A 22928-nucleotide genomic window follows, 5' to 3' on the forward strand; every position below is an offset into this window, starting at 1 on the left:
GGGCTGTCAGCCGAGAGTCCCGCGCCTCCCCCCGTGGAAGACGCGGGCGAACATGGGCGCTTACGTCACCTGGCCGACATCAGCCGGACATCAGCGGGAGTTAAGCGCTTGCTGCAAGCAGGGCTCGAGGAGGGCGGCTCAGCGTTCGCCGTCGATGATCGGCCGCAGCTGTTCCGGAAGCGCGGTCCATTCGGGGCCGTCGTCCTGGGGCTTGACCCAGGCGACGTTCCCGCCGGTGTCGATGTAGGCGACGCGGCCCATGGCCTCGCGCTCGATGTCGTACACGAGGTCGCCTATCCGAGGAGTGATGCGAGTCTGTCCCGTAGCCGTCATGAGCTGCCCTTTCGCCGTTGCGCCGCCTGTTGGCGCGCTTCTGGCCGCCTCGGCCTTGTAGCCGGCCGCCCCGAGGAAGCCGACCGCGAGGAGTCCGGCGGCCAAGGCCCGGTGGTATCGGCCACTCGTCCGGCGCGGTCTGGCCTGTTCGGCCGGTCTGGCGGTCGATACGCGAGTCAAGCCCCCCATGCCGCCCCCGTGTGTATGGGTCGAGAGGGCTCCCCGTTACCGCGGGCTCCCCATCCAGCGGGGTCTGCGCCGGACGTGAGCGTGGGTGCGCCGCGGCGCCCTCATTGCCCGTAGAGTGCAACGGGCGGCTGATCTCCCGCTGATGCGGCGTTGACCTGTGGCTGTGGGTAGGCTGCGAGATGGCCGCAGGGAATCTCAGGTACCGACGGGGGAAGCGCGTGCACCACGGGACCGAGTTTCGTCTGCTGGGCCCGGTCGGGATATGGCGGGGCGAGCTGGGTCTCGGCCCCACCGCCGCCCAACAGCGTTCCGTCCTCGCGATGTTGCTGCTGGAGCCCGGGCGCGTGGTCCCGGTGGACCGGCTGGTCATGGCCGTATGGGGCGAGGACCCGCCGGGGTCGGCGCGCAACGCCGTACAGGTCCAGATATCCAAGCTCCGCAGGATCCTGGCCCCGCTGCCCGACACCGAGCTGACCACCTCCGCCCAGGGCTACTGTCTCGCCGTCGACCATGTGCGGGTGGATCTGCACCGGTTCCGGGAACTGGTGCGCGAGGCCCGGACGGTCGGCGACGGCCCGGCCGGTGAACTGCTGCGCGCGGCGCTCCAGCTGTGGCGCGGCCCCGCGCTCGCGGATGTCACGGGCGGCTGGCTGACCGAGACCGTCGGGGCGGGCCTCGAGGAGGAGCGGCGTGCCGCGATGGAGGAGTGCGCCGCGATCGATCTGCGCTCGGGGCGCCACCAGGAGGCGGTCGCCGTGCTGTCCCCTCTGGTGGCGGAGCACCCGTTGCGGGAGCGGTCGGTGGGGCTGCTGATGGAGGCGCTGAACCGGAGCGGCCGGCGGGCCGACGCGCTCGCGCTCTTCCGCGGTACGCGGCAGCGGTACGTCGACGAGCTGGGCATCGAGCCGGGGGACGACCTCCAGCGGCTGCACCGGCGGGTGCTGGATGCCCCGGCCGCGCCACCTGCCCAGGCCGCGTCGCCCGAACAGCCGGTCCAGCCTGCCTCGCCGGTGCCGCCTGCCCCACCCGTCCCGCCCACCATTCTCGAACAGGCCGACGCGGACCGGTTGGCCTCCGCCCCGGAGGACCCCTCGCCCGCGCAGCCCCAGCCGTCGCCACAGCCGTCCTCCCCGCCCGCCGAGGTCGCGGTGCCGCAGCAACTCCCCGCCGACGTCGTCCACTTCACGGGCCGGGAGCGGGAGCTGGCCGGTCTGGACGCGCTGCTGCGGCCGGCCCTCGGGGCCCGGGACGGGCAGGCGCGCACCGCGGCGCTGATCTCCGTGATCGCGGGCAGCGGCGGCCTCGGCAAGACCACGCTCGCCGTGCACTGGGCCCACCGGGTCCGCGGCCGCTTCCCCGACGGGCAGCTGTATGTGAACCTCCGCGGCTTCGGCCCCACCGGCTCGGCGATGACACCCTCCGAGGCGGTGCGCGGCTTCCTGGACGCCTTCCAGGTGCCCGCGCACCGGATACCGGCGACCGTCGAGGCCCAGACCGCCCTGTACCGCAGTCTGTTAACCGGCAGACGGGTGCTGATCCTGCTCGACAACGCCCGCGACGCTGATCAGGTCCGTCCCCTGTTGCCCGGATCGCCGGGCTGTCTGGTGCTGCTGACCAGCCGTAACGAGCTCACCGGGCTGGTCGTCGCCGAGCAGGCCCAGCCGCTGCCGCTGGATCTGCTCGACCGCGCCGAGGCGCGCGGGCTGCTCGCCCGCCGGCTGGGCGCCGAGCGGGTGGCGGCCGAGCCGGAGGCGGTGGAGGACGTCATCACGGTGTGCGCGGGGCTGCCCCTCGCGCTGGCCATCGTCGCCGCCCGCGCCGCCACCCACCCCCGCTTCTCCCTCGCCGCCCTCGCCCGCGAGTTGCACGACGCCCGCGGCAGCCTGGACGCGTTCGACGGCGGTGACGCCACCACCGACGTCCGGGCGGTGTTCTCGTGGTCGTACCACACCCTCGGCACCGACGCCGCGCGGCTGTTCCGGCTGCTGGGCGTGCACCCGGGACCGGACATCTCGGCCGTCGCCGCGGCCAGCCTGGTGGCGCTGCCCGTGCCCCAGGCCCGGCGGCTGCTGATCCAGCTGACCCGGGCCCACCTGCTCACCGAGCGCAGCCCGGGCCAGTACGCGCTGCACGACCTGCTGCGCGCCTACGCCACCGAGCTGGCCGAGGCGTACGACTCCGAGGCCGACCGGCGCGCCGCGCTGCACCGGACGCTCGACCACTACCTCCACACCGCCGTCGCCGCCGGGCGTGTGTTCACCCCGCAGCGCACGCCGCTCACCCTCCCCGCCGCGCAGCCCGGCGTCAGCACCGAGCCGTTCGCGGACTACGGCGAGGCGCTGACCTGGTTCACCGTCGGGCATCCGGTGCTGGTCGCCGCGCAGCAGCAGGCCGCGGAGAGCGGATTCGAGCCCCACGCCTGGCAGCTGGCCTGGTCGCTCGCCGAGTTCCTGGACCAGCTCGGACACTGGCACGACCAGGGCGTCGTGCACACCGTGGCGCTCGACGCGGCGCAGCGTACGGACAACCTGACCGGGCAGGCGCACGCCCACCACGGCCTCGGCCTCGCCGATCTGCGCATGGCCCGCTACGACCGGGCCCGCGACCACCTGATGTGCGCCCTGGACCTGCACGGCAGGACCGACAACGCGGCCGGTCAGGCGCTCATCCATGTCGCGCTCAACCTGGCGGGCGAGCGGCAGGGCCGCCACGAGGAGGGGCTGTACCACGCGCAGCGCACCCTCGAGCTGTACCGGGAGGTCGGCCAGCGCAGCGGGGAGGCGTACGCGCTGAACAACGTCGGCTGGGCGTACGCCATGGTCGGCCAGTACCAGCAGACCCTGATCCACTGCGAGAAGGCCCTGCGGATGCTGCGGGAGGCGCACGACGGGCGGGGCGCCTCGGCCGCCTGGGACAGCCTCGGCTACGCCCACCACCGCCTCGGCGACCACGAGCAGGCCATCGTCTGCTTCCGGAACGCCGTGGAGCTGCGCCGCGAGCGCGGCGAGCGGGTCAGGGCGGCCGAGACCACGTACCGCCTGGGCAGCGCCCAGCTGGCCGCGGGGGACGTCCCCGGCGCCCGGGACACCTGGCAGGAGGCGCTGACCATGTTCGACGCGCTCGGCCACCCCGACGCCGACCGGGTCCGCGAGGAACTCGGCCGGCTCGGGTGAACTAGCAGCACCTGGAGACCGGGGCGGCGCTCGCCGTTGCCGCCGTGATGCCGGACGCGGCGACGAGACCGCACGCGATGAGCGCGATGGAGAGCGCCCGCAACAGCCGCTGTTTCATGTTGTCCTCGTGACTTCCGCCTTTGCTTGGCCGTACGGAAGCGAGTACAGCGGCGGTGCGATTGTTCGGCGACCCGTTCCACCGCGCGGAACAAAGCCCTACGGGGCGAACGTGGCGGTCCCGGCCAGGACGAGCTACACCAGTGGGGCCGATACATGGGGCTTACGGTCGAACCGCCGCGCGGCGCGCTCTGATTCAGATGTCGTGGTGGACGGAGAAGCCGTAGTGGATCGGATAGTCCTGGTCGATCACCGCCACTATGTGCCCAACCGGCAACGGCTCGCCCCGCAGCAGCGGCACGTCAAGGTCGTCCCAGCTCAAGCGGTCGAGGCCGACCTCCTCGTCATGGACAACGCATCTACCTAGGTCGATCGAGTGGACCACCCGCCCGGCGTCGACTGTGGAAAGAGTCAGCTCGGCGGACGGCCTCTTACCACCGTCAAGGAAGAGATAATCCTGTATGAGGGGCGTCACGACATCGAAGGCCCAGCGCAGCTCGTCGAGGTCGGGTACCGCCCATCGAAAAACCGAGCCAGCCGAGCCTGAGTAGATCTCCATGGTCAGGAGGTAGAAGCTGTAGGCGGAAACCGAAGAGTCGTCAACAGGATCCAGCCACTTTCCCTCTCGCAGTTTGGTGAGCACGTGGAGACCCACCTTGGCCGTTTCGTTGCCCGGATCCGACCGCCGCACTTGCGAGTAGAGCTCGTCGGTCTCCTGCATTCTCCTCTGGTTGGTCCTGCGGGACTTCGCCAGGCCGGCGATGTCGCTCGGTCCCAGCATGTTGTCCTCGTGTATCTGCCGCAGGAGCTGACCAGCGAGTAGCAGGGCTGCGGCGGTGTCGTCGGCACGGGCCGTGAGCGCCGCACGCAACCACGGCTCACCGGGCCAGCCAGGTCGTTCGCCAGGGAGATCGGCCGCCTCCATGTCCGCTGGGTCGCCCGGCGGCAGGTTGAGCAGGCGTCCGAGCTCACGTGCGGCGGCTGGGTTGCCCGCCACCGCGCGGGCGCGTAGCTGCGTCAGGAACTGTTCGGTGATAGGCACAGCTTGGGACCGTACCGGTCCGGTGAGTGCATGAACCGCCCTGGGTTCTTTGGAGGCTCCGGCCTGGGTGTCCACCGCTGGGTCGTCGAAGCGGCCTTCGCATGCCGGAGCCGTCTGAAGACCTGTTGCGGCCGAGACCATGTACCGCTTGGGCGGCGCCCAGCTGGCCGCCGACGACGTCGGGCGGCGCCCGGGACACCTGGCGGCAGGCCCTGACCATGTTCGACACCCTCGGCCACCCGGACGCCGGCCGGGTCCGCGAGGAACTCGGCCGGCTCGGGTGAACTAGCAGCACCTGGAGACGGGGGCGGCGCTCGCCGTCGTCGCCGTGATGCCGGACGCGGTGACGAGACCGCACGCGATGAGCGCGATGGAGAGCGCCCGCAACAACCGCTGTTTCATGTTGTCCTCCTTCCGCCTTTGCTCGGCCGTACGGAAGTGAGTACAGCGGCGGTGCGATTGTTCGGCGACCCGTTCCAGCGCGTGGAACAAAGATGGGTCGCCGAACGAAGACCCTGCGGACCTGCCTTGGTTACTGCGGGGCGAACGTGGCAGTCCCGGTCAGGGTGAGCCACACCAGTCGGGCCGACACATGGGGCTTACGGTCGAACCGCCGCGCGGCGCGCTCGGCCGAGGTGGTGCTGATCCGCAGGGTGCCCTCGACGCTGGTGACTTCCGAATGGTCGTCGAATGCCATGCCCCAGGCGGCGACCCTCGCGTCTTCCTCCTGGCCGTACTGCTGGACGACGGCGAACGGGCGGGGCGCGGTGTCGTTGACCAGTTCGCAGACCTCCTTGTCGAAGGGGGACGGCTCGGGGGTGCGGGCGTAATCGTTCTGGGCAGGCATGATGACTCCCAACGCAGAGTATTCGGGCGAACGTTGTGCGTAACCGAGAGCGTGAAGTAGCCTGCTCGGCAATGCAAGTGGGAATCCCAGATTTCACCACGATGGGGCAGGGAGGGCGCTGTGAGCCAAGGCGTCGAAGGCGGCGGATCCATCGTTCTGCGATGGCAACTCGCCGCCGCATTGAAGGAGTTGCGGGAGCAGGCCGGACTCACCCAGGAACAGGCGGTCGAGCGGCTGCGGGCAGGGGACGGACGCTGGTCGCGCTCAAAGCTCTCGCGAGTCGAGATCCGCGAGCACAACATCAAACCGCGTGAGGTGGAGCAGATCTTCGCGGCTTACTGCATCTCCGACAAGAAGAAGCTGGAGTCGCTGATGCGGCTGGCCACTGCCGCGAGCGAGCCGGGCTGGTGGGCCGGGTTCAGCAATGACGAGGTCCCGGCCAGCCTCAGGCCGCTCCTCAGCCTCGAATCCGGACTGATGGCCCGCAGGGACTTCCAGAGTCAACTGGTACCAGGGCTGTTGCAGACCGGCGAGTACACCCGCGCTGTGATCGACGCGGTCAACCCGTGGATGTTCTCGCCCGTCGAGGTGGAGCGCCGGGTGGCCGCCCGGATGGTCCGGCAGCAGATCATCGCCAAGGAGAACGCGCCACAGTTCCATTTCATCCTCGACGGGACCATCCTGCACCGTGTTGTGGGCCGCAAGGCTGTGATGCGTGACCAGATGCGCAAGCTGCTCGATGTGTCTGAGCGCGAGAACGTCACCATTCAAGTGCTGCCCCATGACGGCGGCGGAAGCCCCGGCCTGGAAGGGCCGTTTTCGATTCTCAGCCTGCCGGAACCCACTCCGGATATCGGATACGCCGAAGGGCCGGCCGGTACCGCGTACATCGAAGACCGGGCACGAGTGCGGACTCTGACCATGAGGTTTGGCATGCTGGCCGGAGCGGCTCTGTCGCAGGCGGAATCCCTTGAGGTTATCGCCGAGGCGGCCGAGCGTTTCCTGTAGGGAGAGGGCGAAGTGGATCACTCGACGACTCAAACGGACCTGGCACACGCCCACTGGCGCAAGAGCAGCTTCTCCGGAGGCACGCAGGATGCCCCCGAATGCGTCGAGGTCGCGCCGCTGGCCGACGGCCGAATAGCCGTGCGCAACAGCAAGACCCCCGAGGCGGGCATCGTCTTCTTCACGCGCTCGGAGATGGACGCGTGGCTCAAGGGCGTCAAGGCCGGGGAGTTCGACGACCTGGTGTGACTCGCCGAGAGGGAGTGGCGCAACACTCGCGGGTGAATGACATTCGCAATCCCGCGCAATCGCCCAGCGTGATGCGGCCATCCGCGACATCCTGCTGGCCTGATCAACTTCCAGCAGGAAGGCGACGCCCATGGCGCTCAGGTTCCTTGGTACCACGTCCGAACACGGCAACTGCCCCACGCTGTACGAGCTCGAAGAAACCGGAGATCTCGTCGTGCAGGGAGACCTCCTCACCGACCCGGCCCACCTCGGCCAGGTGCGGAACCTCAAGGGCTCCGAAGCATGCGTCGTCGTGCCTCGTGAACTTCTCACCCGTTACGCCCCCAAGGAGTAGATCGCGTGCCCGACCTCATCCCCTTCGAGGAGATCACCCACCTCTTCGAGGACTTCGAGCACACCGCCTGGCGGCTGGAGACGCAGCGCGGCTACGCCTCCGACAGCCAAGGCGCGAATTGGCAACGCTGGAAGGCGGGCGAAGCCATCGGGCGCTATGAACCCCAGCACCCCTGGCACGCCAATGTTCGGGCCCAGACCGGTGCGGGCAAGCGCTTCGAGCGGGTTCGGCTGGTCGACGACCCGCCCACGGAGGGGCAACGCTTCCTGCTCGCGTCCGGACTCGGGAACGTGGAAGCCGGAGAGGACATCCGGAATCTGCGCAGGTCGGATGCGCGGCGCAGCGGTCTGCCCGACTACGACTTCTGGCTGTTCGATTCTCGCGTCGTCATCAAGTTCGTGATCGACGGCGAGGGCGTCACGCAAGGCGTGCTCGTCCTGGAGGATGCTGAATCGGTTGTCAGGGCGTGCCAGGCTCGCGATGCCGCCTGGCACTATGCGGTGGCTACGAGAGAGTTCCAGGCCCAGGTACCGTCAGCCATGTGAGCACCGATTTCCAGGCCGGCCGTATCGCCCTCGGTGCGCGGCTGCGTGAGCTGCGCACCGAGGCCGGACTCAACGGCAAGGAGATAGCGAGCCGACTCGGCTGGCAGCGCTCGAAGGTGTCGCGGCTGGAGAACGGCAAGCAGACAACAACTGCCGAAGACCTTGAGGCATGGGCCCGGGCGGTCGGGGCTCCGAGCGAGGCCGCAGACCTCAAGGCGAGGCTGCGCGGGCTTGAATCACAGCAGCGGTCATGGCGGCGACAGCTCGCGGCAGGGCATCGCGGCGTGCAGGAGAAGTACGTTGTTGAGTACCACCGGACCGCGTCCGTGCGGGCCTATGAGGCCACCGTGATCCCGGGGCTGTTCCAGGTGCCGGACTATGCTCGCTCCCTGTTCACGCAGAATGCCGAACTGATGCAGTCGCCGCGCGATACCGACGAGGCCGTACGGGCCCGGATGAAACGGCAGGAAGTGCTGTACCAGCCGGGCAAGACCTTCGATGTCATCGTCTGGGAAGGCGTGTTGCACACCCTGATCTGTCCCCGAGACGTCATGGCGGCCCAGCTTGACCGACTTGTCGGCCTGATCGGCATGAGCGGAGTTTACTTCGGCGTCATTCCGCTCGGGGCGGCGCTCAAACTCACACCCAAGCACGGTTTCTGGATCTTCGACGATAAGCGTGTAATCGTTGAGACGATCAACACCGAGCTGCACCTTGAGTCATCTGCGGACGTCGCCTTGTACACGCGAGTCTGGGAACGGTTGAACGAGTCCGCCGTGTACGGGGCCCAAGTGCACCGTCTTATCGCTCGAGCGCGGGCCGCGCTGAAGGACGTGTAGACAACCCCTCGCAACTCGGGGTCCATCCCGACGCAATCCAGTGCAATCGGCGCGCTCCTGAGCAACCGCTGTCCCTACGGTCCTGCTCATGAGCCCAAGCGCCGTCATCACGCCTCGCAACCCAAGGCCACCATGGCTACCGGACCACGGCGTCATCGACGCCGTCCCGGCCGGGCGTTGGTGGGACGCCGTCGCTATCGACGGCCCCCTCGGACACGCCGTCGCCGACCGCTTGCGCGACGCGGGATGCCCCGGCCCGGTCCTCTGCGACCCACTCGGCCCGAAGCCCCGCGTCCACTTCCTGGTGCCCGCGCACACGGCACGGTGCTGGACCGAGCCTGACACCAGCGCCCTCGGCGAGAGCTGCTATGTCACGGTCACCGGAACGCTCGACGCGGACAACGCCGGCGTCCACTGGATCACACCGCCAAGCCGCACCCGCCCGCTCCCACTCGTACCGCCCGCCGCGCTGCGCCGCGCGCTCTCAGAAGCCCGAGTGGCGCCGTAGACGTCCCGGCACTACGGGATGAAGCCCCGCCCCGGCCAAAGGACCTGGACAGCCTGAACGGCCGAGGCGGGCCGCAAGCGCACGACGACGCGAGGAAGGCCCTGGCGTCAGCACACCCGCATGAGGAGGTTACCCATGCCTGGTCCTCTCGCACTCTCCGCCCACCAGGACCCGGAGGACGGAGACACCATGCCCGACTCCGACGACACCACACCCCCGCAGCCAGGCGGCTGCGGCTCCGGCGACGGGTGCGGTCGGCACTGATTCGGCCGGCCGCACACAGCCGATGGGGCGGTCCTCGTCCGAGGGCCGTCCCGGTCCACGAGGGAGAGCGATGACGTCGCACAGCACAGCCGATCACCACCACGGATACATGTGGCTCGGCTCCGGGTTCGAGCTGATGAAGGACGGGCCGCGACGCCCGTCGCACCCCGAGTTCATGTCGAACAAGGTCGTGCCGCTGGAGCGGGCACACTGGCTGCTGAAACCGGCCGCGCTCATCCAAGGCACGTGGAGCAGCCCTCAGGACGCCGCCGACTGGTTCGCGGACGTGGTGCGCGGGCACACGCCGTCGTTCACCTCGGAGTATGAACGGGCGGCGTCGACCCTGGCGGATCGCTTCGCTCGGGTGGCCGAGGACGTGGCGAACGGGGAGGACGCCGTTGGGGGCTGGTATCTCACGGGTGCGCGGTTCCTGTCCATCAGCCTGATCGCCTGCGGTTCCCACCGATTCCGGCCGGAGTTCGGATGCCCACAGCGGTGAGGGGCGCCGCTGGCTGTTCTGTACCCAGTGCGCGCGGCCAGGTGGGATCGGCGACCGCCGGGACGGGCTGGAGCCGTCCCGGCGAGGTCGCATGTCGTACCCCTGTCGATGCCGCCTTCCGCTCAGTCGAGCGGAACTCAGCCGAACGGGATCCGGACGTACGACTGGTTGCCCGTCCCCAGGGTGCTGCTGCCGTTGCCGATGGCGTTCCAGACCTCGACCCGTACCTTCCCGTTGGCCAGGTTTCCGAGCGAGCCGGTGGCGGACTTCAGCCCGCGGGCCTGGGTGTAGTGCTCGTAGCCCGCGACGGGGTCGGTGGCGAAGTACTGGTAGGTCTCGGTGCGGTCCCAGCTGCCGTCGCCGGTGAGGTCGTAGGAGATACGGACCTGCTGGCCGTTGGCCACAGTGGTGCCCGCGTCCACGAACAGGTCGAACTGCGTGGCGCCGCCGTTGTAGGTGGCGTTCAGCCCGGAGGCGGTGAAGGTCTGGGGCTGGTTGGGCGTGCCGTCGTGGTTGGCGCCGCCCGCCGAGGCGATGGTCGCGGCGGACGCGGAGGAGGACGCGGCGCCGAGCGCCCCGCCGCTGCCCAGGTAGCGGGTGGCGGAGCCGGTGGGCGGGTCGGTGGGCGGGTCGGTGGTGCCGCCGCCGCGGGTCCAGACCGCGACGTAGTCGACGAGCATGGGGTGGCCGGGGTCGGTGGCGGCGGTGGGGGTGGCCGAGCCGTGGACGCCGTCGGGGAAGGCACCGCCGACCGCGACGTTCAGCAGGATGAAGTAGCCGGCGTGGTCGGTCATGTTCGACCAGGTGGCGGCGTCGACGCTGTTCTGGCTGACGCTGTGGAACTGCTGGTCGTCCACGTACCAGCGCAGTTGGTTGGGTGTGGTGGAGCGGTCCCACTCGAAGCGGTACGTGTGGAAGGCGGACTGGCAGCTCGCGCCGGGGCAGGCGCGGCTGGCGCCGACGCCGGTGGTCTCGTTGCAGGGCCCGCCCGGGTTGACGCCGCAGTGGAGCACTCCCCAGACGGAGTTGATGCCGTTGACGTTCTCCATGATGTCGAACTCGCCGATGCCGGGCCAGTTCCAGTAGTTGCCCCGGTACGGACTGCCGAGCGCCCAGAACGCGGGCCAGTACCCGAGCGCGGCGTTGCCGGTGACGTTGGGCATCTGGATGCGGCCCTCGATGCGCAGCACGCCGCCCGCCGGGGCCTTGAAGTCGGCGCGCTTGGTCTCGACGCGGGACGAGGTCCAGTTGCCCGCGCCGTCGCGGAGCGGGGTGATGCGGAGGTTGCCGCTGCCGTCGAGGCTGAGGTTGCTGGTGGAGTCGGTGTAGTTCTGGATCTCGCCGGTGCCCCAGTTGCCCGGGCCGCCGGGGTAGGAGTGGCCGGTGTCTATCTGCCAGTTGGCGGAGGACGGCAGCGTGTTCGCGGAGCCGTTGAAGTCATCGCTCCATTGCAGGTTCCAGCCGGCGGCGGGCGGCACGTCGCCCCGCGCGGGCGAGGTGCCGAACAGCGTGGCGAGGGCGGCCAGCGCGAGTGCGGCGACGGCCAGCGCGGCGGTGAGGGGTGCCCTGGGTCTGGTGCTCGTGCGTGTGCTCACGGGGAACGACCTCCAGGAAGCTCCGTGGGGGGTGCTGGGGGGTGCTGGGGGGTACTGGGGGGTGTCGCGGGGATGAGAGCGCTCTCACGCTTATGTAGGTGCACACGGTGAGGTCGTCAATGCCACGCGCGCGTTTACTTGGTGAAGGCGCGCCTTGATGGCGGCACGCCTTGGTGAGGCCGCGCCCGCGTATCTCAACCCTCCGTGTGCCTCCGCGCGCTCACACGCCCGCGAGTTGGGCCGCGAGCTGGTCGCGCAGTGACTCGTCCACACCGCGCCGTGGCTGCCAGTCCAGCAGCCGCCGCGCCCTGGAGATGTCCATCCGCTGCCACTCGGCCTCCGGCCGGCGCGCGTCATCGCGCGGTTCCTCGACCACCGGGACGGCGAGCCCGCTGAGCGCGATCATGCGATCGACGAGCCGGCGGACGCCGACCGCCTGGCCACGGCCGATGTTGACGGCCTGACCGCTGACCGACGGCGCCGGCGCGGCCGCCAGCACCGCTTCGGCGACGTCCCGCACGTCCACGAAGTCCCGCCGTACGTCCATCGGGGCCAGCCGCAGCGGAGCGACAGGCCCGCCGTCCGGCGCGTCGCCCGGCCTGCCGCCCGGCCCGCCACCCGTCTTCCGCCCGCGCGCGATGGCGGCCAGATGGTGGGCGACGCCGCCCAGCACACTGGCGCGCGGGGCGCCGGGCCCGTAGACGTTGGCGATCCGCAGCACCGTGCCGTCCACCGCCCCGGCGTGCGCCGCGTCCAGCACCGCGCGGCTGCCGAGCAGCTTGGAGCGGCCGTAGACGGTGGCGGGTTCCTGCGGGACGTCCTCGGTGATCCCGGTGCCGGGCGGCACCGGGCCGTACTCGTGGACGCTGCCCAGATGGACGAGGCGGACCCTCCGGTTCAGGCCCGCGACCGCTTCGACCAGCCGGGCGACCGAGGTCGCGTTCACCGCCGTCAGCTCGGCCTCGTCCGCGCCCCAGATCAGGCCCGTGGCGTTCACGACGACGTCCGCGTCCGCCTCCGCGAACAGGCCGCGCAGCCGGTCCGTGGACGCCCGGGTCAGTTCGAGCCGTACGGGGGCGCTCCTGGAGACGCCGAGCACATGCGCGCCGGCCGTCTCGAACGCCTCGCGGATATGCCGGCCGAGGAAGCCGGTGCCGCCCAGCACCACGACCGTCAGACGCGGGGTCACGACCGGCTCAGCGCGCCGCGAGGGCGGCGCCCTCGGCGAGTTCGCACAGGGACGTCACCAGCTCGGCGGGGTCGGGCTGCGACTCCATCTCCTGCCGCAGCCGCTTCGCCGTCGCCCGGTGCGTGCCGTCGCCCAGCAGTGCGGTGGCGGCGGCGCGGATCGCCGCCGGGTCCGCGGCCGCGTTGGGCATCGCCAGGCCGGCTCCCGAGGCCGCGATCCGGTTGGCGATGGTGCCCTGGTCCCAGCCGTTGGACAGCATCAGCTGAGGGATGCCGGCGGCGAGCGCGGTCATGGCGCAGCCGCCCCCGCCATGGTGGATCACCAGATCGCAGGCGGGCAGCAGCAACTGGAGCGGGGTCAGCTCCAGCAGCCGCATCCCGGGCGGGAGTTCGCCGATGCGTTCCCGATCGGAGCCGGTGACGGTGATGAGCACCTCCACGTCCAGGGCCGCCAGCGCCTCGACCACCCTCGGCACCGGGAAGGTGGACGGCCCGAACATCCCGGTCACCGCCGTACTCCACACCACACACACCCGGGGCCGCTCGCCGGGTGTCGGCAGTGTCGGCAGCCATGTCGGCATGACCCCGGGACCGTTGTACGGCACATGGCGCACCGGATGCCGCCGGGCCGCGCCGAGCGGCGGTGCCACGCTCACCGGGCAGGGGTCGATGACGTGCTCGTAGGTGTCGGGCAGCAGCGCGGTCAGACCATGGCGGCGGAACGCGCGGCTGAAGTCGATGGGGAGGAGCCCCGGTCCCAGATCCCCGTCGTGCTGGGCGAACGGCCCCCACAGATGGAGCAGCGAGGGCACGCCGAGCACCTTTCCGGTGAGCGGCCCTTCCAGGCTCAGCAGGTCGTGCACCACGAGCCGCGGTCGCCACCAGCGGGCGAATTCCACGGCGGCGTCGGTGCTGCGGCGCGAGGCGGCGGCCAGTTGCTTCCGGTTCTCGCCGAGCCAGGTGACCGGTTCGAACGCGTCCAACGAGGTGATGGGCTCGCCCGTGACCGGGTGCGGCGGCAGCTCGGCGAAGGGCCAGCGGCCCAGCTGCGCGTCGGAGAAGTTGCCGATCCGCGCCAGGATGTCGCCGCACTCCTTCTCCAGGACGGGGACCGGCATCAGCCCGGCCCGGGAGAGCGGCTCGGCCTGGGCGGGCGGGCAGACGACTCGTACCTCGTGGCCGGCAGCCTGTAGCGCCCAGCCGAGCGGCACCATCGAGAACCAGTGGCTGGGCCAGTCGGACACGGTGAACAGCACGCGCATCAGCGGGGTTCCTTCCTCTTCGCTCCGCGAGGAGCATTCAGGGGCGCGGTCGAGCGCCCCTCGAAGGAGGGTGGCGGGGCCGCCGCGTCCCCCGGTGGGCCATCGCGGATCGGAGCCGAGCGGGCGTCGAGCCGCCCGCGAGACCGGCTCGACGCCCGGTGCGCACACTCCCGGCCATGCGTGTACTGATGATGACCACGCCCATGCCCACCCACCTGCCCCCGATGGTGCCGCTCGCCTGGGCGCTGCGGGCCGCGGGCCACGAGGTGCTGGTGGCCGGGCAGCCCGACGTCCAGGACATGGCGCACGCGGCCGGGCTCGACAGCGTGTGCGTGGGCGGCTGGTTCCACCACAACGACTGGCTGGAGCCCTATCTGCCGCCCGGGGTCCGGCCGCTTCAGGCCCTGGGGCGGGACAACCGGATGGCCCTGGCGGGCAACGCCAAGGCGGTCGCCGTCCACGCCCGCTATCTGATCCCCGCCTATCTGGAGGTGGCCCGCGACTGGCGGCCGGACCTGGTCGTCGGGGAGCAGCTCGACTTCGCCGCGCCCGTGGTGGCCGGGGTGCTCGGAGTGCCCTCCGTACGGCACCGCTGGGGCGTGGACCCGCTCAGCGGCCCGGCCCGGCCGATAGCGGAGGTGTTCCTCGACGGGCTGTGCCGCAGGCTGGGGCTTGACGGGTTGCCGGAGCCCACGCTCGTCCTCGACCCGTGTCCGCCGGTGCTCCAGGTCCCGGACGCCGCGCCCGGCACCCCCATCCGCTTCGTGCCCTTCAACGGCCGGGGCACCAGGCCCGAGTGGGTACGCCGGCGGCGCGCGGCGCGCCGGGTGTGCGTCACCTTCGGGCAGCAGACGCTGCTGCTGAACGGGATGCCGCTGCTGCGCCACGTGCTGGCGGCCTTCGACGGGCTGCCGGACACGGAGGCCGTGGTGACCGTCGACCCGAGCCTTCAGCCGCGCCTCGGCGACCTGCCGGACGCGGTACGTGTCGTCGATCCGACGCCGCTGAGCCTGTTCCTGGACACCTGCGACGCGATCGTCCACCACGGGGGCTGCGGCACCGCGATGACCGCCACCGCCGCGGGCCTGCCGCAGCTCGTACTGCCGCAGATCATGGACCAGTTCGCCGCGGGCGACGCGGTGGCCGCCGTCGGCGCGGGGATCGGCATCGAGCGCGCGGCGGACCAGGACGACCCGCGGCGGGTACGCGAGGCGCTCGGCGCGCTGCTCGCGGAGGACGGCTACCGCGCGGCCGCCGCCGAACTGGCTTCGGTGGTGCGGCGGATGCCCTCGCCCGCGCGCGTCGCCGCGGACCTCGAACAGCTCGTCGCGGGGTCGGTGGGGGCAGCGGGGTCGGTGGGGGCAGCGGGGTCGGCAGGGATCGATGAGTCCGAGAGGACGGAGGAGTCCGGATGCGTGTCCTGATGCTGTCCACGCCCGTATCGACCCATGCCCAGCCCCTGGTGCCGCTGGCCTGGGCGCTGCGCTCGGCGGGCCACGAGGTGCTGTTCGCCGGGCAGCCGGATGTGACGGGAACGGTCCGCTCGGCCGGGCTGTCCACCGTGACCATGGGCGAGTGGTTCCACGCCGACGAGATTCTGCGGGCCACGCTCCCGGAAGGGAAGCGGCTGATCGAGACGCGCGGCCGCCCCACGCCCGAGGAGGTGGTGGGATCCACGCGGGTGTGGATGTCGCACACCCGGTATGTGCTGCCGGACTACCTCGACTTCGCCCGCGTGTTCCGCCCCGACCTCGTCGTCTCCGACATGCTGGAGTTCGGCGCGCCGATCGTGGCCGGGGTGCTGGGCGTACCGGCGGTGCAGCACCGCTGGGGCGTCGACCCGTACACGGCCGGCGCGTACCCCGCGGCCCGGCTCGCCCTCCAGGGCGTGTGCCGCCGCCTGGGGCTCGAGGGCCTGCCCGATCCGGCGGTGCTGCTCGACCCGTGCCCGCCGGTGCTTCAGCTCCCGGACGCGCTGCCGGGCACCCCGGTGCGCTACATCCCGTCCAACGGCAGCGGCCCGGTGCCGTCCTGGCTGCGCGCGGACCGGCGGAGTCCGGGGAAGCGGCGGGTGGCCGTGTCCCTGGGGGTGCGCACGCTGGAGCTGGGCGGCATCCCGCATGTGCGGCGGCTGCTGCGGGCCTTCGACGGACTGGGGGACGTCGAGGCGCTCGCGACCATCGACGAGGCGTACCGCGAACGCGTCGGTCCCGTGCCGTCCAATGTGCGGCTGATCGACCCCACCCCGCTCCATCTGTTCCTCCGCACGTGCGACGCGATGGTCCACCACGGCGGCGCGGGCACCGCGCTGACCGCGACCGCCTTCGGTCTGCCCCAGCTCGTGCTGCCCCAGCTGACCGACATGTTCGACGCGGGCGACCGGATCGCCGCCGCGGGCGCGGGCATCACCTTCGACGACGCGGCGGCCCAGGACGACCCGGAGCGGCTGCGCGAGGCCCTGACCGCCCTCCTGGACGAGCCCGGCTACGCCAAGGCCGCCGCTGAGCTGAGCCGCGAGATGCGGCGGCTGCCCGCACCGCCCCAGATCGTCACCGACCTGGAGCGGCTGGTGGGCTGACCGCGCTCAGCGGGCGGCGGTCCCGTTCTCCGCGGCCGGGGCGGGGCTCTGCGCGATGACGTCGTACACCCGCGTCTCGTGGTCCGCGTCCGCCCGGGCCGCGGAGAGCCGGGCCACCGCGCGGGCCGCGTCCTCCGTCCGTACGACGGTCGTGTACCGGCCCGCGCGGCGCGCCGAGGCGATGACCGAGCCGCGGCCGAAGCCGGGCTGCCGCGCCGCGTCGCCGAGCTCCGCGCCCAGTGCCCGCTCCAGTTCCCCGGCGGCGGCGCCTTCGCGCAGGGTGTACGTCGTCAGCACGCACCGCGGGCCGCCCCCGCCGCCGTCCTGACCACCCCCGCCGGCAGCCGCCAGCACCTTCCCGTGGTCGTTGTCGAGGTCGGCGAGGTCCAGCAGTTCCGCGCCCGCGCACACATAGAAGGCCGGGGAGGACACCGCTGCCTTGTAGGCGAGCGCGTCGCGCCATTCGGTGAGGATCACCTGGCTGCCGAGGCTGTCCGGCGACCGCAGAAGCAGCGCGCGCAGAAAGCCCTCCTGGTCGGCGCAGTAGTCCCAGTACTGGGCGAATGCCTTCTCGAAAGCGTCGGCGTTCTGCTCGCACGCGTCGGCGAGTTCGAAGTGGGCGACCACCACGACCGGTGCGGTCTCGTTCATGTCGTTGTTCCTCTCCCGCGTTGAGGGGCGGCACAGCCTCGCGGGGGGCTCTCGACCATGGATCGCAGGGTGGTCGAGGGGCGCGTTCGACCAGGGTGCGAGGGCTGTCCGAGGGCCGTACAAGGACCGTACGAGGGTGTGGCGCGAACCTCGCCGCCATGCGTGCGCTCTTCGTGACCTGGGCCGAACCGACCCATCTGCTCAGCCTCGTCCCGCTCGCCTGGGCCTGCCAGGCCGCGGGGCACGAGGTACGGATCGCCGCGCCGCCGCCGTGCGCGGCGGCGGTGACCCGCAGCGGTCTGACCGCGGTACCGGTCGGGCGGGACGTGGCCGTGGACCAGATCAGAAACCGCGCCGACCTGGCGCCCTGGCGCTCCCCGGGCCGCTGGCCCGAGGGCTGGGCGGCCCGCCCGGAGCTGCTGGACGCCGGGCAGCGCGCGGTGCTGGCCGCCCTGGCCGACAAGCAGTTCGCGGTGGCCCGCGCGATGGGCGCCGAGCTCGTCGCCTTCGCGCGCCACTGGCGCCCGGACGTGGTCGTCCACGACACGCTGGCCTACGCGGGCACGGTGGCCGCTGCCGCGGTCGGCGTGCCGGCTTACGGCCACACCTGGGGGTCCGCGACCGTCATGCGGGTGGAGAACGAGGACCTCGGGGCCCGTCCGCTCCCCGGCTACACCCGGCTGTTCACCGACCTGGACGTGGAGCCCCGCGACGGGCCGACCGCCTGGTTCGACCCCTGCCCGCCCGCGCTGCGGCTGCCCGACCCCGGGCCGCCCCGGCACCGCGTCGGGGTGCGTTACATCCCGTGCAACGGCCGCGGGGTTGTGCCCCGTTGGGTGGTCGAGGAACGCTCCCGGCCCCGGGTGTGCGTCACCGCGGGGGTGTCCGCGGCCAAGACGGGCCCCGGCGCGCCCCCGGACCTGCTGACCGGCGCCGCGCACGCGCTGGCCGGCCGGGGCCTGGAGGTGGTGCTGGCCGTGGACGCGGCTCAGGCCGGGCGGCTGGCCGGGCTGCCGGACCGGGTGCGGGTGGCCGCCGGCGTGCCCATGTCGGAACTGCTGCCCACCTGCGCCGCCGTCGTCCACCACGGCGGCTCGGGCACCGGCCTCACCGCGGCGGCGGCCGGGGTGCCGCAGCTGGTGCTGCCGCGGATCCCGGTCACCGCCGAGATCGGCGAGCGGCTGCGGAACGCCGGCGCCGGGCTGCTCCCGCCCCCGGAGCGGCAGGCCGACCCGGCCGTCATCGGCGAGGCCGTGGAGGCGCTGCTGGACGACCCCCGCCATGCGCGGGCCGCCGCCCGGCTGAGCGCCGCCATGTGCCGCGTCCCGTCCCCGGCCGAGCGGGTGGCCGTACTGGAGGCGGCGGCGTCGGCGACACCGGCGGAACCGGGCCGGGCGGCGGCGGCCTGAGGGCGGGGCGGCGGCCTGAGGGAGCGCCGCGCCGACGTCAGGCGGGCCGCAGCCAGACCGTGGCCAGCGGCGGCAGCACCGGCAGGATGCTTGCGGGTCGCCCGTGCGAGGCGGTGGGCTCGGCCTTGAGCGGTTCCGGGTTGGCCACACCGCTGCCGCCGTAGCGGGCGTCGTCGGTGTTCAGCACCTCGCGCCACAGGGGGAACCGGTCGGGCACGCCGACGCGGTAGTCGGGGCGTACGACGGGCGAGAAGTTGCTGATGGCCAGCAGCGGCGAACCGTCCGCGGCGAAGCGCAGGAACGCGAAGACATTGTCCTCGCGCGCGTCGCCCTCGACCCAGGCGAACCCCTCCGGGACGGTGTCCCGCTGCCACAGCGCGGGGGTGGCCCGGTACGCCCGGTTCAGCTCACGCACCAGGTCGCGTACGCCGCGGTGGTCGGGCTCGGCGGCGTACGAGGGGTCGAGCAGCCACCAGTCCGGGCCGTGGCTCTCCGACCACTCCGCGCCCTGCGCGAACTCCTGCCCCATGAAGAGGAGCTGCTTGCCCGGGTGCGCCCACATGAAGCCCAGGTACGCACGGTGGTCGGCGCGCTGCTGCCACCAGTCGCCGGGCATCTTCGACACCAGCGACCGCTTGCCGTGCACCACCTCGTCGTGCGAGATGGGCAGCACGTAGTTCTCGCTGTACGCGTACACCATCGAGAACGTCATCTCGTGGTGGTGGTACTTGCGGTGCACCGGCTCGTGGCCGATGTAGCCGAGCGAGTCGTGCATCCACCCCATGTTCCACTTCAGCCCGAAGCCGAGGCCGCCGAAGCCGCTGGCGCCGATATGGTGGGTGGCCCGGGTGACGCCGTCCCAGGCGGTGGACTCCTCGGCGATCGTCAGCACACCGGGGCAGCGGCGGTAGACGGTGGCGTTCATCTCCTGGAGGAAGGCGACCGCGTCCAGGTTCTCCCGGCCGCCGTGGACGTTGGGTGTCCACTGGCCCGGCTCGCGGGAGTAGTCGAGGTAGAGCATGGAGGCCACGGCGTCCACCCGCAGGCCGTCCACATGGAACTCCTCGCACCAGTACACGGCGTTCGCCACCAGGAAGTTGCGCACCTCCGTGCGGCCGTAGTCGAACTCCAGCGTGCCCCAGTCCGGGTGCGCGGCCCGGGCCGGGTCGGCGGGCTCGTACAGCGGCCTGCCGTCGAACTCGGCCAGCGCCCAGTCGTCCCGGGGGAAGTGCGCGGGCACCCAGTCGACCAGCACCCCGATGCCCGCCTGGTGCAGGGCGTCCACCAGGTACTTGAAGTCGTCGGGGGTGCCGAGCCGGGCGGTGGGCGCGTAGAAGCCGGTGACCTGGTAGCCCCACGAGCCGCCGAAGGGATGCTCGGCCACCGGCATCAGCTCGACATGCGTGAAGCCGAGGTCCTTGACGTACGCGGGGAGCTGCTCGGCCAGCCGGCGGTAGCTCAGGCCCGGCCGCCACGAGGGCAGATGCACCTCGTACACCGAGAACGGCGACTCGTGGACGCGCTGGCCCGCCCGGCGCGCCAGCCACTCCTCGTCGCGCCACTTGTGGTGGGAGGTGTGCACGATCGAGGCGGTGGCGGGCGGGCACTCGGTGCGGCGCGCCATGGGGTCGGCCCGCTGGGTGTGGCTCCCGTCCGGGCGGGTGATGTCGAACTTGTACACCGCGCCCTCGCCCACGCCGGGCAGGAACAGCTCCCACACGCCGCTGCCGCCGAGCGAGCGCATCGGGAAGGCGGTGCCGTCCCAGTAGTTGAAGTCCCCGGCCACGCGCACGCCGCGCGCGTCCGGCGCCCACACCGTGAACCGGGTCCCGGCCACGCCCTGGTGCGTCATCGGATGCGCGCCCAGCGCGCGCCACAGCTCCTCGTGACGGCCCTCGCCGATCAGATGCAGATCGAGCTCGCCGAGGGCGGGGAGGAAGCGGTACGGGTCGTGCTGCCCGTCCCTGTCCCCGTCCCCGTACCCCCTGTCCCCGTACCCGTACCCCCTGTCCTCTCCGTTCTCGTAGTCGACCAGCAGCCGGTAGTCGGGGATCTCCCGGAGCGGGATCACCCCGGAGAACAGCCCGTCCCCCTCGGGCCGCAGCCGGGCGCTCAGCCCGGTGGCGGTGACGGCCACGGACCGGGCGTACGGGCGCAGGGCGCGGAAGAGGATTCCGCCGCGCACGGGGTGGGCCCCGAGGAGGGCGTGCGGGTCGTGGTGGGAGCCGGAGAGCAGCCGCTGCCGGTCGGTGTCCCCGAGCGGCGCCGCGGGTCGCACACCTCCGCCGGAGGGCGGCGCGGCCTCGCGGCGGGGCGTGGCCTGCGGGCGCGGCGGGTCGGCGGCCGGTGGGTCGGCGGGGTCGGGCCTGGGCGCCCGGGGGGTGGGCGGGGCGGCGTACGAGGAGCGGGACATGGGGCCGTCTCCTGGGCCGTGCGCGGCGGCGCGGTGGGCGGCGTCCGGGCGGAAGGTGGCGGGGACAGGCGGGAGTGGTGCGGACGGGTCGGGCGGAGGCTGGTCGGGCGGGGTCTGGTCGGAGGGCGGACGTGCGGTCACGGGGGTGTCCTCCCAGGGGACTGGGTGTGTGTCAGGTGCGGGCGGCCGCCAGACGGCGGATGGCGGACATGGGGACGGGCAGCCACTCGGGGCGGTGGCGGGCCTCGTAGACCACCTCGTACACCGCCTTGTCGGTCTCATGGGCCCGCAGCAGCTCCGGTTCGTCGCGCGGGTCGGTACCCGACGCCTCCGCGTAGCCCGCGCAGTACGCGGCCCGGGTGCGGCCGGCCCAGTCCGGGGGGCTGTCGTGGCCGCCCACGGCCGCCGCGTAGTCGAACGAGCGGAGCATGCCCGCGATGTCGCGCACCGGTGGCTGCGGGCGGCGGCGTTCGTCGAGCGGGCGTGAAGGCTCGCCCTCGAAGTCGATCAGGGACCAGCGCACCTCGCCCCCCGCCACGTCACTGCCGGTGCCGCCCCCGGCGGACTGCCGCAGCACCTGGCCCAGGTGCAGATCGCCGTGGATGCGCTGGGCCGTCCAGGTGCGCCCGGCGCGGCCGAGCGCGGCCAGGTCCTCGTACGCGGTGTGCAGCGCGGCGCGGTAGGGGTGGAGGGCGGGTACGGCCGCGGCGGCCGAGTCCAGGCGCTCGGACATCACGGCCGCCAGGTGTTCGATCTGGGGCCTGCGCAGAACGGAGGTGGGCAGCGTGCGGGCCATCGCCAGATGGACCTCGGCGGTGGCCCGGCCGAGGGCGTGTGCGGCTTCGGTGAAGTCGTCCCCGGTGGTCAGCGCGTCGAGGGCGAGCTGCCAGCCGTCGGTGGAGCCGGCGAGATAGGGCTGGAGCACGCCGAGGGTGAAGGGATCGGTACGCGGGCCCGCGCCCGCGCCCTCGACAGGTGGGGCGGCCTCGAACCAGGCGGCCGGGGCGGGCACCCGGGTACAGCCCGTGTGGGCGAGGGCCAGGGGCAGCTCGAGGTCGGGGTTGGTGCCGGGGCTCACCCGGCGGAAGAGCTTGAGGATAAACGTATCTCCGTAGATCACCGAGGAGTTGGACTGCTCGGTGGTCAGCAGCCGGGGCGCGAGCCCCGAAGGGATGGCCGCGGACGGCTCGCACAGGAAGCGCAGCGGCCCGAGGGTGCCGGGCATCCGCAGCCGTTCGAGGAGGAGCGTGGCGAGGCGGGGGTCCAGCAGCGCCTCGTAGACGGTCAGACCGTGCACCGGCCCGCCGCTCGGGCGGCCGATGAGGGCGGGGGCGAGCCGGGGCGGGAGGGTGGCGCGCACCCCGAGGAGGAGCTGGTAGCAGTCGCTGGCCGCCGCGCCGCGCCGGTGCCCGCAGCCGGAGCCGTGGCGGTGACCGGGGGGCTCGGGCTGCTGGGCGCGGACCAGGAGATGGAGCAGGCCGGGCGTGGTGCCGCCGGTCGCGCACGGCAGCAGTTCGGTCGCGGAGACGAGCGCGAAGCCGGTGACGGGGCGGCCCTTGCCCGCGAACCAGCGCTGTCGGGGCAGCCATTCCGTGAGCAGGGGGGCGAGGGAGGCGAGCAGCCCGGTGGGGCCCGTGGCCGCGGTGGCGCGAGTGACACGGGTAGGGGACGGCGGGGGGTCGGCCCGCGGTACAGCCGTCGGCGGGTGCTGTGCCCCCCGGGAGAATGAAGCTTCCGGCATGGCGTCGCGTCCTTTCCCCGGGCACACGACAGATCAGGGCAAAGTGTCCCGGATTGCGGCATTGACTGTGCGACGGTGCGGGACGTGTCGGGCGAGGATCGTCCGTACGGCGAGTACGGAGCAGTACGGAGGAGTACGGAGCAGTAC

22 protein-coding genes are annotated in these 22928 nt (G+C 72.3%); 13 read left to right on the forward strand and 9 right to left on the reverse strand.

All coding sequences use genetic code 11. The annotated features are described in order from the left end of the window. Positions 1-138 precede the first annotated feature (138 nt). Positions 139-438: a hypothetical protein gene (locus ACZ4WQ_RS20170; protein ID WP_311727977.1), complete on the reverse strand. Its 300-nt coding sequence runs from the start codon at positions 436-438 to the stop codon at positions 139-141. A 302-nt stretch (positions 439-740) separates the two neighbouring features. On the opposite strand from ACZ4WQ_RS20170, the gene ACZ4WQ_RS20175 reads away from it, so the two are divergent. Beyond that, on the forward strand, positions 741-3695 hold the full coding sequence (locus ACZ4WQ_RS20175; RefSeq protein ID WP_468022320.1) for an AfsR/SARP family transcriptional regulator: 2955 nt from the start codon (positions 741-743) through the stop codon (positions 3693-3695). Positions 3696-4008: 313 nt separating this feature from the next. Here the strand turns inward: ACZ4WQ_RS20175 and ACZ4WQ_RS20180 are convergent, their stop codons facing one another. Continuing rightward, positions 4009-4854 carry a hypothetical protein gene (locus tag ACZ4WQ_RS20180; protein ID WP_398371609.1) on the reverse strand — a complete coding sequence of 282 codons (846 nt, stop codon included), beginning with the start codon at positions 4852-4854 and terminating at the stop codon, positions 4009-4011. A gap of 101 nt (positions 4855-4955) precedes the next feature. Between ACZ4WQ_RS20180 and ACZ4WQ_RS20185 the strand changes: the two genes are divergently transcribed. Further along, a complete protein-coding gene (locus tag ACZ4WQ_RS20185; protein WP_385338934.1) occupies positions 4956-5138 on the forward strand; it encodes a hypothetical protein in 183 nt (60 codons plus the stop codon). 248 nt (positions 5139-5386) lie between these two features. On the opposite strand, the gene ACZ4WQ_RS20190 is transcribed toward ACZ4WQ_RS20185, so the two are convergent. Then, positions 5387-5701, reverse strand: coding sequence for a hypothetical protein (locus tag ACZ4WQ_RS20190; RefSeq protein WP_385338931.1), 315 nt, complete (start codon positions 5699-5701; stop codon positions 5387-5389). 120 nt (positions 5702-5821) lie between these two features. On the opposite strand from ACZ4WQ_RS20190, the gene ACZ4WQ_RS20195 reads away from it, so the two are divergent. The 8 genes from ACZ4WQ_RS20195 to ACZ4WQ_RS20230 all read left to right on the forward strand — a co-directional run bounded on the left by ACZ4WQ_RS20195 (position 5822) and on the right by ACZ4WQ_RS20230 (position 9944). Beyond that, positions 5822-6709, forward strand: a complete 888-nt coding sequence (locus ACZ4WQ_RS20195) for a helix-turn-helix domain-containing protein (RefSeq protein ID WP_398371612.1) — start codon at positions 5822-5824, stop codon at positions 6707-6709. Between the two features lie 12 nt (positions 6710-6721). After that, positions 6722-6955 carry a DUF397 domain-containing protein gene (locus tag ACZ4WQ_RS20200; RefSeq protein ID WP_385338925.1) on the forward strand — a complete coding sequence of 78 codons (234 nt, stop codon included), beginning with the start codon at positions 6722-6724 and terminating at the stop codon, positions 6953-6955. Between the two features lie 130 nt (positions 6956-7085). After that, positions 7086-7289 carry a hypothetical protein gene (locus tag ACZ4WQ_RS20205; protein ID WP_385338922.1) on the forward strand — a complete coding sequence of 68 codons (204 nt, stop codon included), beginning with the start codon at positions 7086-7088 and terminating at the stop codon, positions 7287-7289. Positions 7290-7294: 5 nt separating this feature from the next. After that, positions 7295-7834, forward strand: a complete 540-nt coding sequence (locus ACZ4WQ_RS20210; RefSeq protein ID WP_398371615.1) for a DUF6879 family protein — start codon at positions 7295-7297, stop codon at positions 7832-7834. Then, positions 7831-8673, forward strand: a complete 843-nt coding sequence (locus ACZ4WQ_RS20215) for a helix-turn-helix domain-containing protein (protein ID WP_398371617.1) — start codon at positions 7831-7833, stop codon at positions 8671-8673. The genes ACZ4WQ_RS20210 and ACZ4WQ_RS20215 overlap by 4 nt, the downstream gene beginning before the upstream one ends. Before the next feature lie 88 nt (positions 8674-8761). Further along, positions 8762-9181 carry a hypothetical protein gene (locus ACZ4WQ_RS20220; protein ID WP_398371619.1) on the forward strand — a complete coding sequence of 140 codons (420 nt, stop codon included), beginning with the start codon at positions 8762-8764 and terminating at the stop codon, positions 9179-9181. A 135-nt stretch (positions 9182-9316) separates the two neighbouring features. Continuing rightward, complete coding sequence (locus tag ACZ4WQ_RS20225; RefSeq protein ID WP_385338910.1) at positions 9317-9445, forward strand: hypothetical protein; 129 nt, start codon at positions 9317-9319, stop codon at positions 9443-9445. A 70-nt stretch (positions 9446-9515) separates the two neighbouring features. Next, entirely contained in the window at positions 9516-9944 is a 429-nt protein-coding gene (locus ACZ4WQ_RS20230; protein WP_385338907.1) for a hypothetical protein, read from the forward strand. A gap of 137 nt (positions 9945-10081) precedes the next feature. On the opposite strand, the gene ACZ4WQ_RS20235 is transcribed toward ACZ4WQ_RS20230, so the two are convergent. The 3 genes from ACZ4WQ_RS20235 to ACZ4WQ_RS20245 all read right to left on the reverse strand — a co-directional run bounded on the left by ACZ4WQ_RS20235 (position 10082) and on the right by ACZ4WQ_RS20245 (position 13989). Then, positions 10082-11539: a glycoside hydrolase family 16 protein gene (locus ACZ4WQ_RS20235; protein WP_398371622.1), complete on the reverse strand. Its 1458-nt coding sequence runs from the start codon at positions 11537-11539 to the stop codon at positions 10082-10084. Positions 11540-11759: 220 nt separating this feature from the next. Continuing rightward, positions 11760-12728, reverse strand: a complete 969-nt coding sequence (locus ACZ4WQ_RS20240) for an NAD-dependent epimerase/dehydratase family protein (protein ID WP_398371624.1) — start codon at positions 12726-12728, stop codon at positions 11760-11762. Positions 12729-12735: 7 nt separating this feature from the next. Next, positions 12736-13989, reverse strand: a complete 1254-nt coding sequence (locus ACZ4WQ_RS20245; protein ID WP_398371626.1) for a nucleotide disphospho-sugar-binding domain-containing protein — start codon at positions 13987-13989, stop codon at positions 12736-12738. 176 nt (positions 13990-14165) lie between these two features. Here ACZ4WQ_RS20245 and ACZ4WQ_RS20250 point away from each other — a divergent pair, with 176 nt between their 5' ends. Both ACZ4WQ_RS20250 and ACZ4WQ_RS20255 read left to right on the forward strand, forming a co-directional pair. Next, positions 14166-15413 carry a nucleotide disphospho-sugar-binding domain-containing protein gene (locus ACZ4WQ_RS20250; RefSeq protein ID WP_385338895.1) on the forward strand — a complete coding sequence of 416 codons (1248 nt, stop codon included), beginning with the start codon at positions 14166-14168 and terminating at the stop codon, positions 15411-15413. Then, positions 15401-16567 carry a nucleotide disphospho-sugar-binding domain-containing protein gene (locus tag ACZ4WQ_RS20255; RefSeq protein ID WP_398371628.1) on the forward strand — a complete coding sequence of 389 codons (1167 nt, stop codon included), beginning with the start codon at positions 15401-15403 and terminating at the stop codon, positions 16565-16567. Before ACZ4WQ_RS20250 ends, ACZ4WQ_RS20255 begins: the two co-directional genes overlap by 13 nt. 6 nt (positions 16568-16573) lie before the next feature. On the opposite strand, the gene ACZ4WQ_RS20260 is transcribed toward ACZ4WQ_RS20255, so the two are convergent. Further along, the gene (locus tag ACZ4WQ_RS20260; protein WP_311727983.1) at positions 16574-17218 is read right to left on the reverse strand and encodes an antibiotic biosynthesis monooxygenase family protein; all 645 of its coding nucleotides are present in this window, start codon (positions 17216-17218) and stop codon (positions 16574-16576) included. Between the two features lie 158 nt (positions 17219-17376). Here ACZ4WQ_RS20260 and ACZ4WQ_RS20265 point away from each other — a divergent pair, with 158 nt between their 5' ends. After that, the gene (locus ACZ4WQ_RS20265) at positions 17377-18627 is read left to right on the forward strand and encodes a nucleotide disphospho-sugar-binding domain-containing protein (protein WP_398371631.1); all 1251 of its coding nucleotides are present in this window, start codon (positions 17377-17379) and stop codon (positions 18625-18627) included. A 37-nt stretch (positions 18628-18664) separates the two neighbouring features. Here the strand turns inward: ACZ4WQ_RS20265 and glgB are convergent, their stop codons facing one another. Next, entirely contained in the window at positions 18665-21181 is a 2517-nt protein-coding gene (gene glgB, locus ACZ4WQ_RS20270) for a 1,4-alpha-glucan branching enzyme (protein WP_398371633.1), read from the reverse strand. Positions 21182-21212: 31 nt separating this feature from the next. Then, complete coding sequence (locus tag ACZ4WQ_RS20275) at positions 21213-22781, reverse strand: maltokinase N-terminal cap-like domain-containing protein (protein ID WP_398371635.1); 1569 nt, start codon at positions 22779-22781, stop codon at positions 21213-21215. Positions 22782-22928 lie beyond the last annotated feature (147 nt).

Source organism: Streptomyces sp. NPDC028305, from assembly GCF_055569495.1.

Excerpts from the sequence above, each read along its gene's own strand:
- ACZ4WQ_RS20185 (WP_385338934.1), top strand. The coding sequence starts at position 4,956 with ATGCCGGAGCCGTCTGAAGACCTGTTGCGGCCGAGACCATGTACCGCT.
- ACZ4WQ_RS20190 (WP_385338931.1), bottom strand. The coding sequence starts at position 5,701 with ATGCCTGCCCAGAACGATTACGCCCGCACCCCCGAGCCGTCCCCCTTC.
- ACZ4WQ_RS20205 (WP_385338922.1), top strand. The coding sequence starts at position 7,086 with ATGGCGCTCAGGTTCCTTGGTACCACGTCCGAACACGGCAACTGCCCC.
- ACZ4WQ_RS20220 (WP_398371619.1), top strand. The coding sequence starts at position 8,762 with ATGAGCCCAAGCGCCGTCATCACGCCTCGCAACCCAAGGCCACCATGG.
- ACZ4WQ_RS20225 (WP_385338910.1), top strand. The coding sequence starts at position 9,317 with ATGCCTGGTCCTCTCGCACTCTCCGCCCACCAGGACCCGGAGGACGGA.
- ACZ4WQ_RS20230 (WP_385338907.1), top strand. The coding sequence starts at position 9,516 with ATGACGTCGCACAGCACAGCCGATCACCACCACGGATACATGTGGCTC.
- ACZ4WQ_RS20245 (WP_398371626.1), bottom strand. The coding sequence starts at position 13,989 with ATGCGCGTGCTGTTCACCGTGTCCGACTGGCCCAGCCACTGGTTCTCG.
- ACZ4WQ_RS20250 (WP_385338895.1), top strand. The coding sequence starts at position 14,166 with ATGCGTGTACTGATGATGACCACGCCCATGCCCACCCACCTGCCCCCG.
- ACZ4WQ_RS20255 (WP_398371628.1), top strand. The coding sequence starts at position 15,401 with ATGCGTGTCCTGATGCTGTCCACGCCCGTATCGACCCATGCCCAGCCC.
- ACZ4WQ_RS20260 (WP_311727983.1), bottom strand. The coding sequence starts at position 17,218 with ATGAACGAGACCGCACCGGTCGTGGTGGTCGCCCACTTCGAACTCGCC.
- ACZ4WQ_RS20265 (WP_398371631.1), top strand. The coding sequence starts at position 17,377 with ATGCGTGCGCTCTTCGTGACCTGGGCCGAACCGACCCATCTGCTCAGC.
- ACZ4WQ_RS20275 (WP_398371635.1), bottom strand. The coding sequence starts at position 22,781 with ATGCCGGAAGCTTCATTCTCCCGGGGGGCACAGCACCCGCCGACGGCT.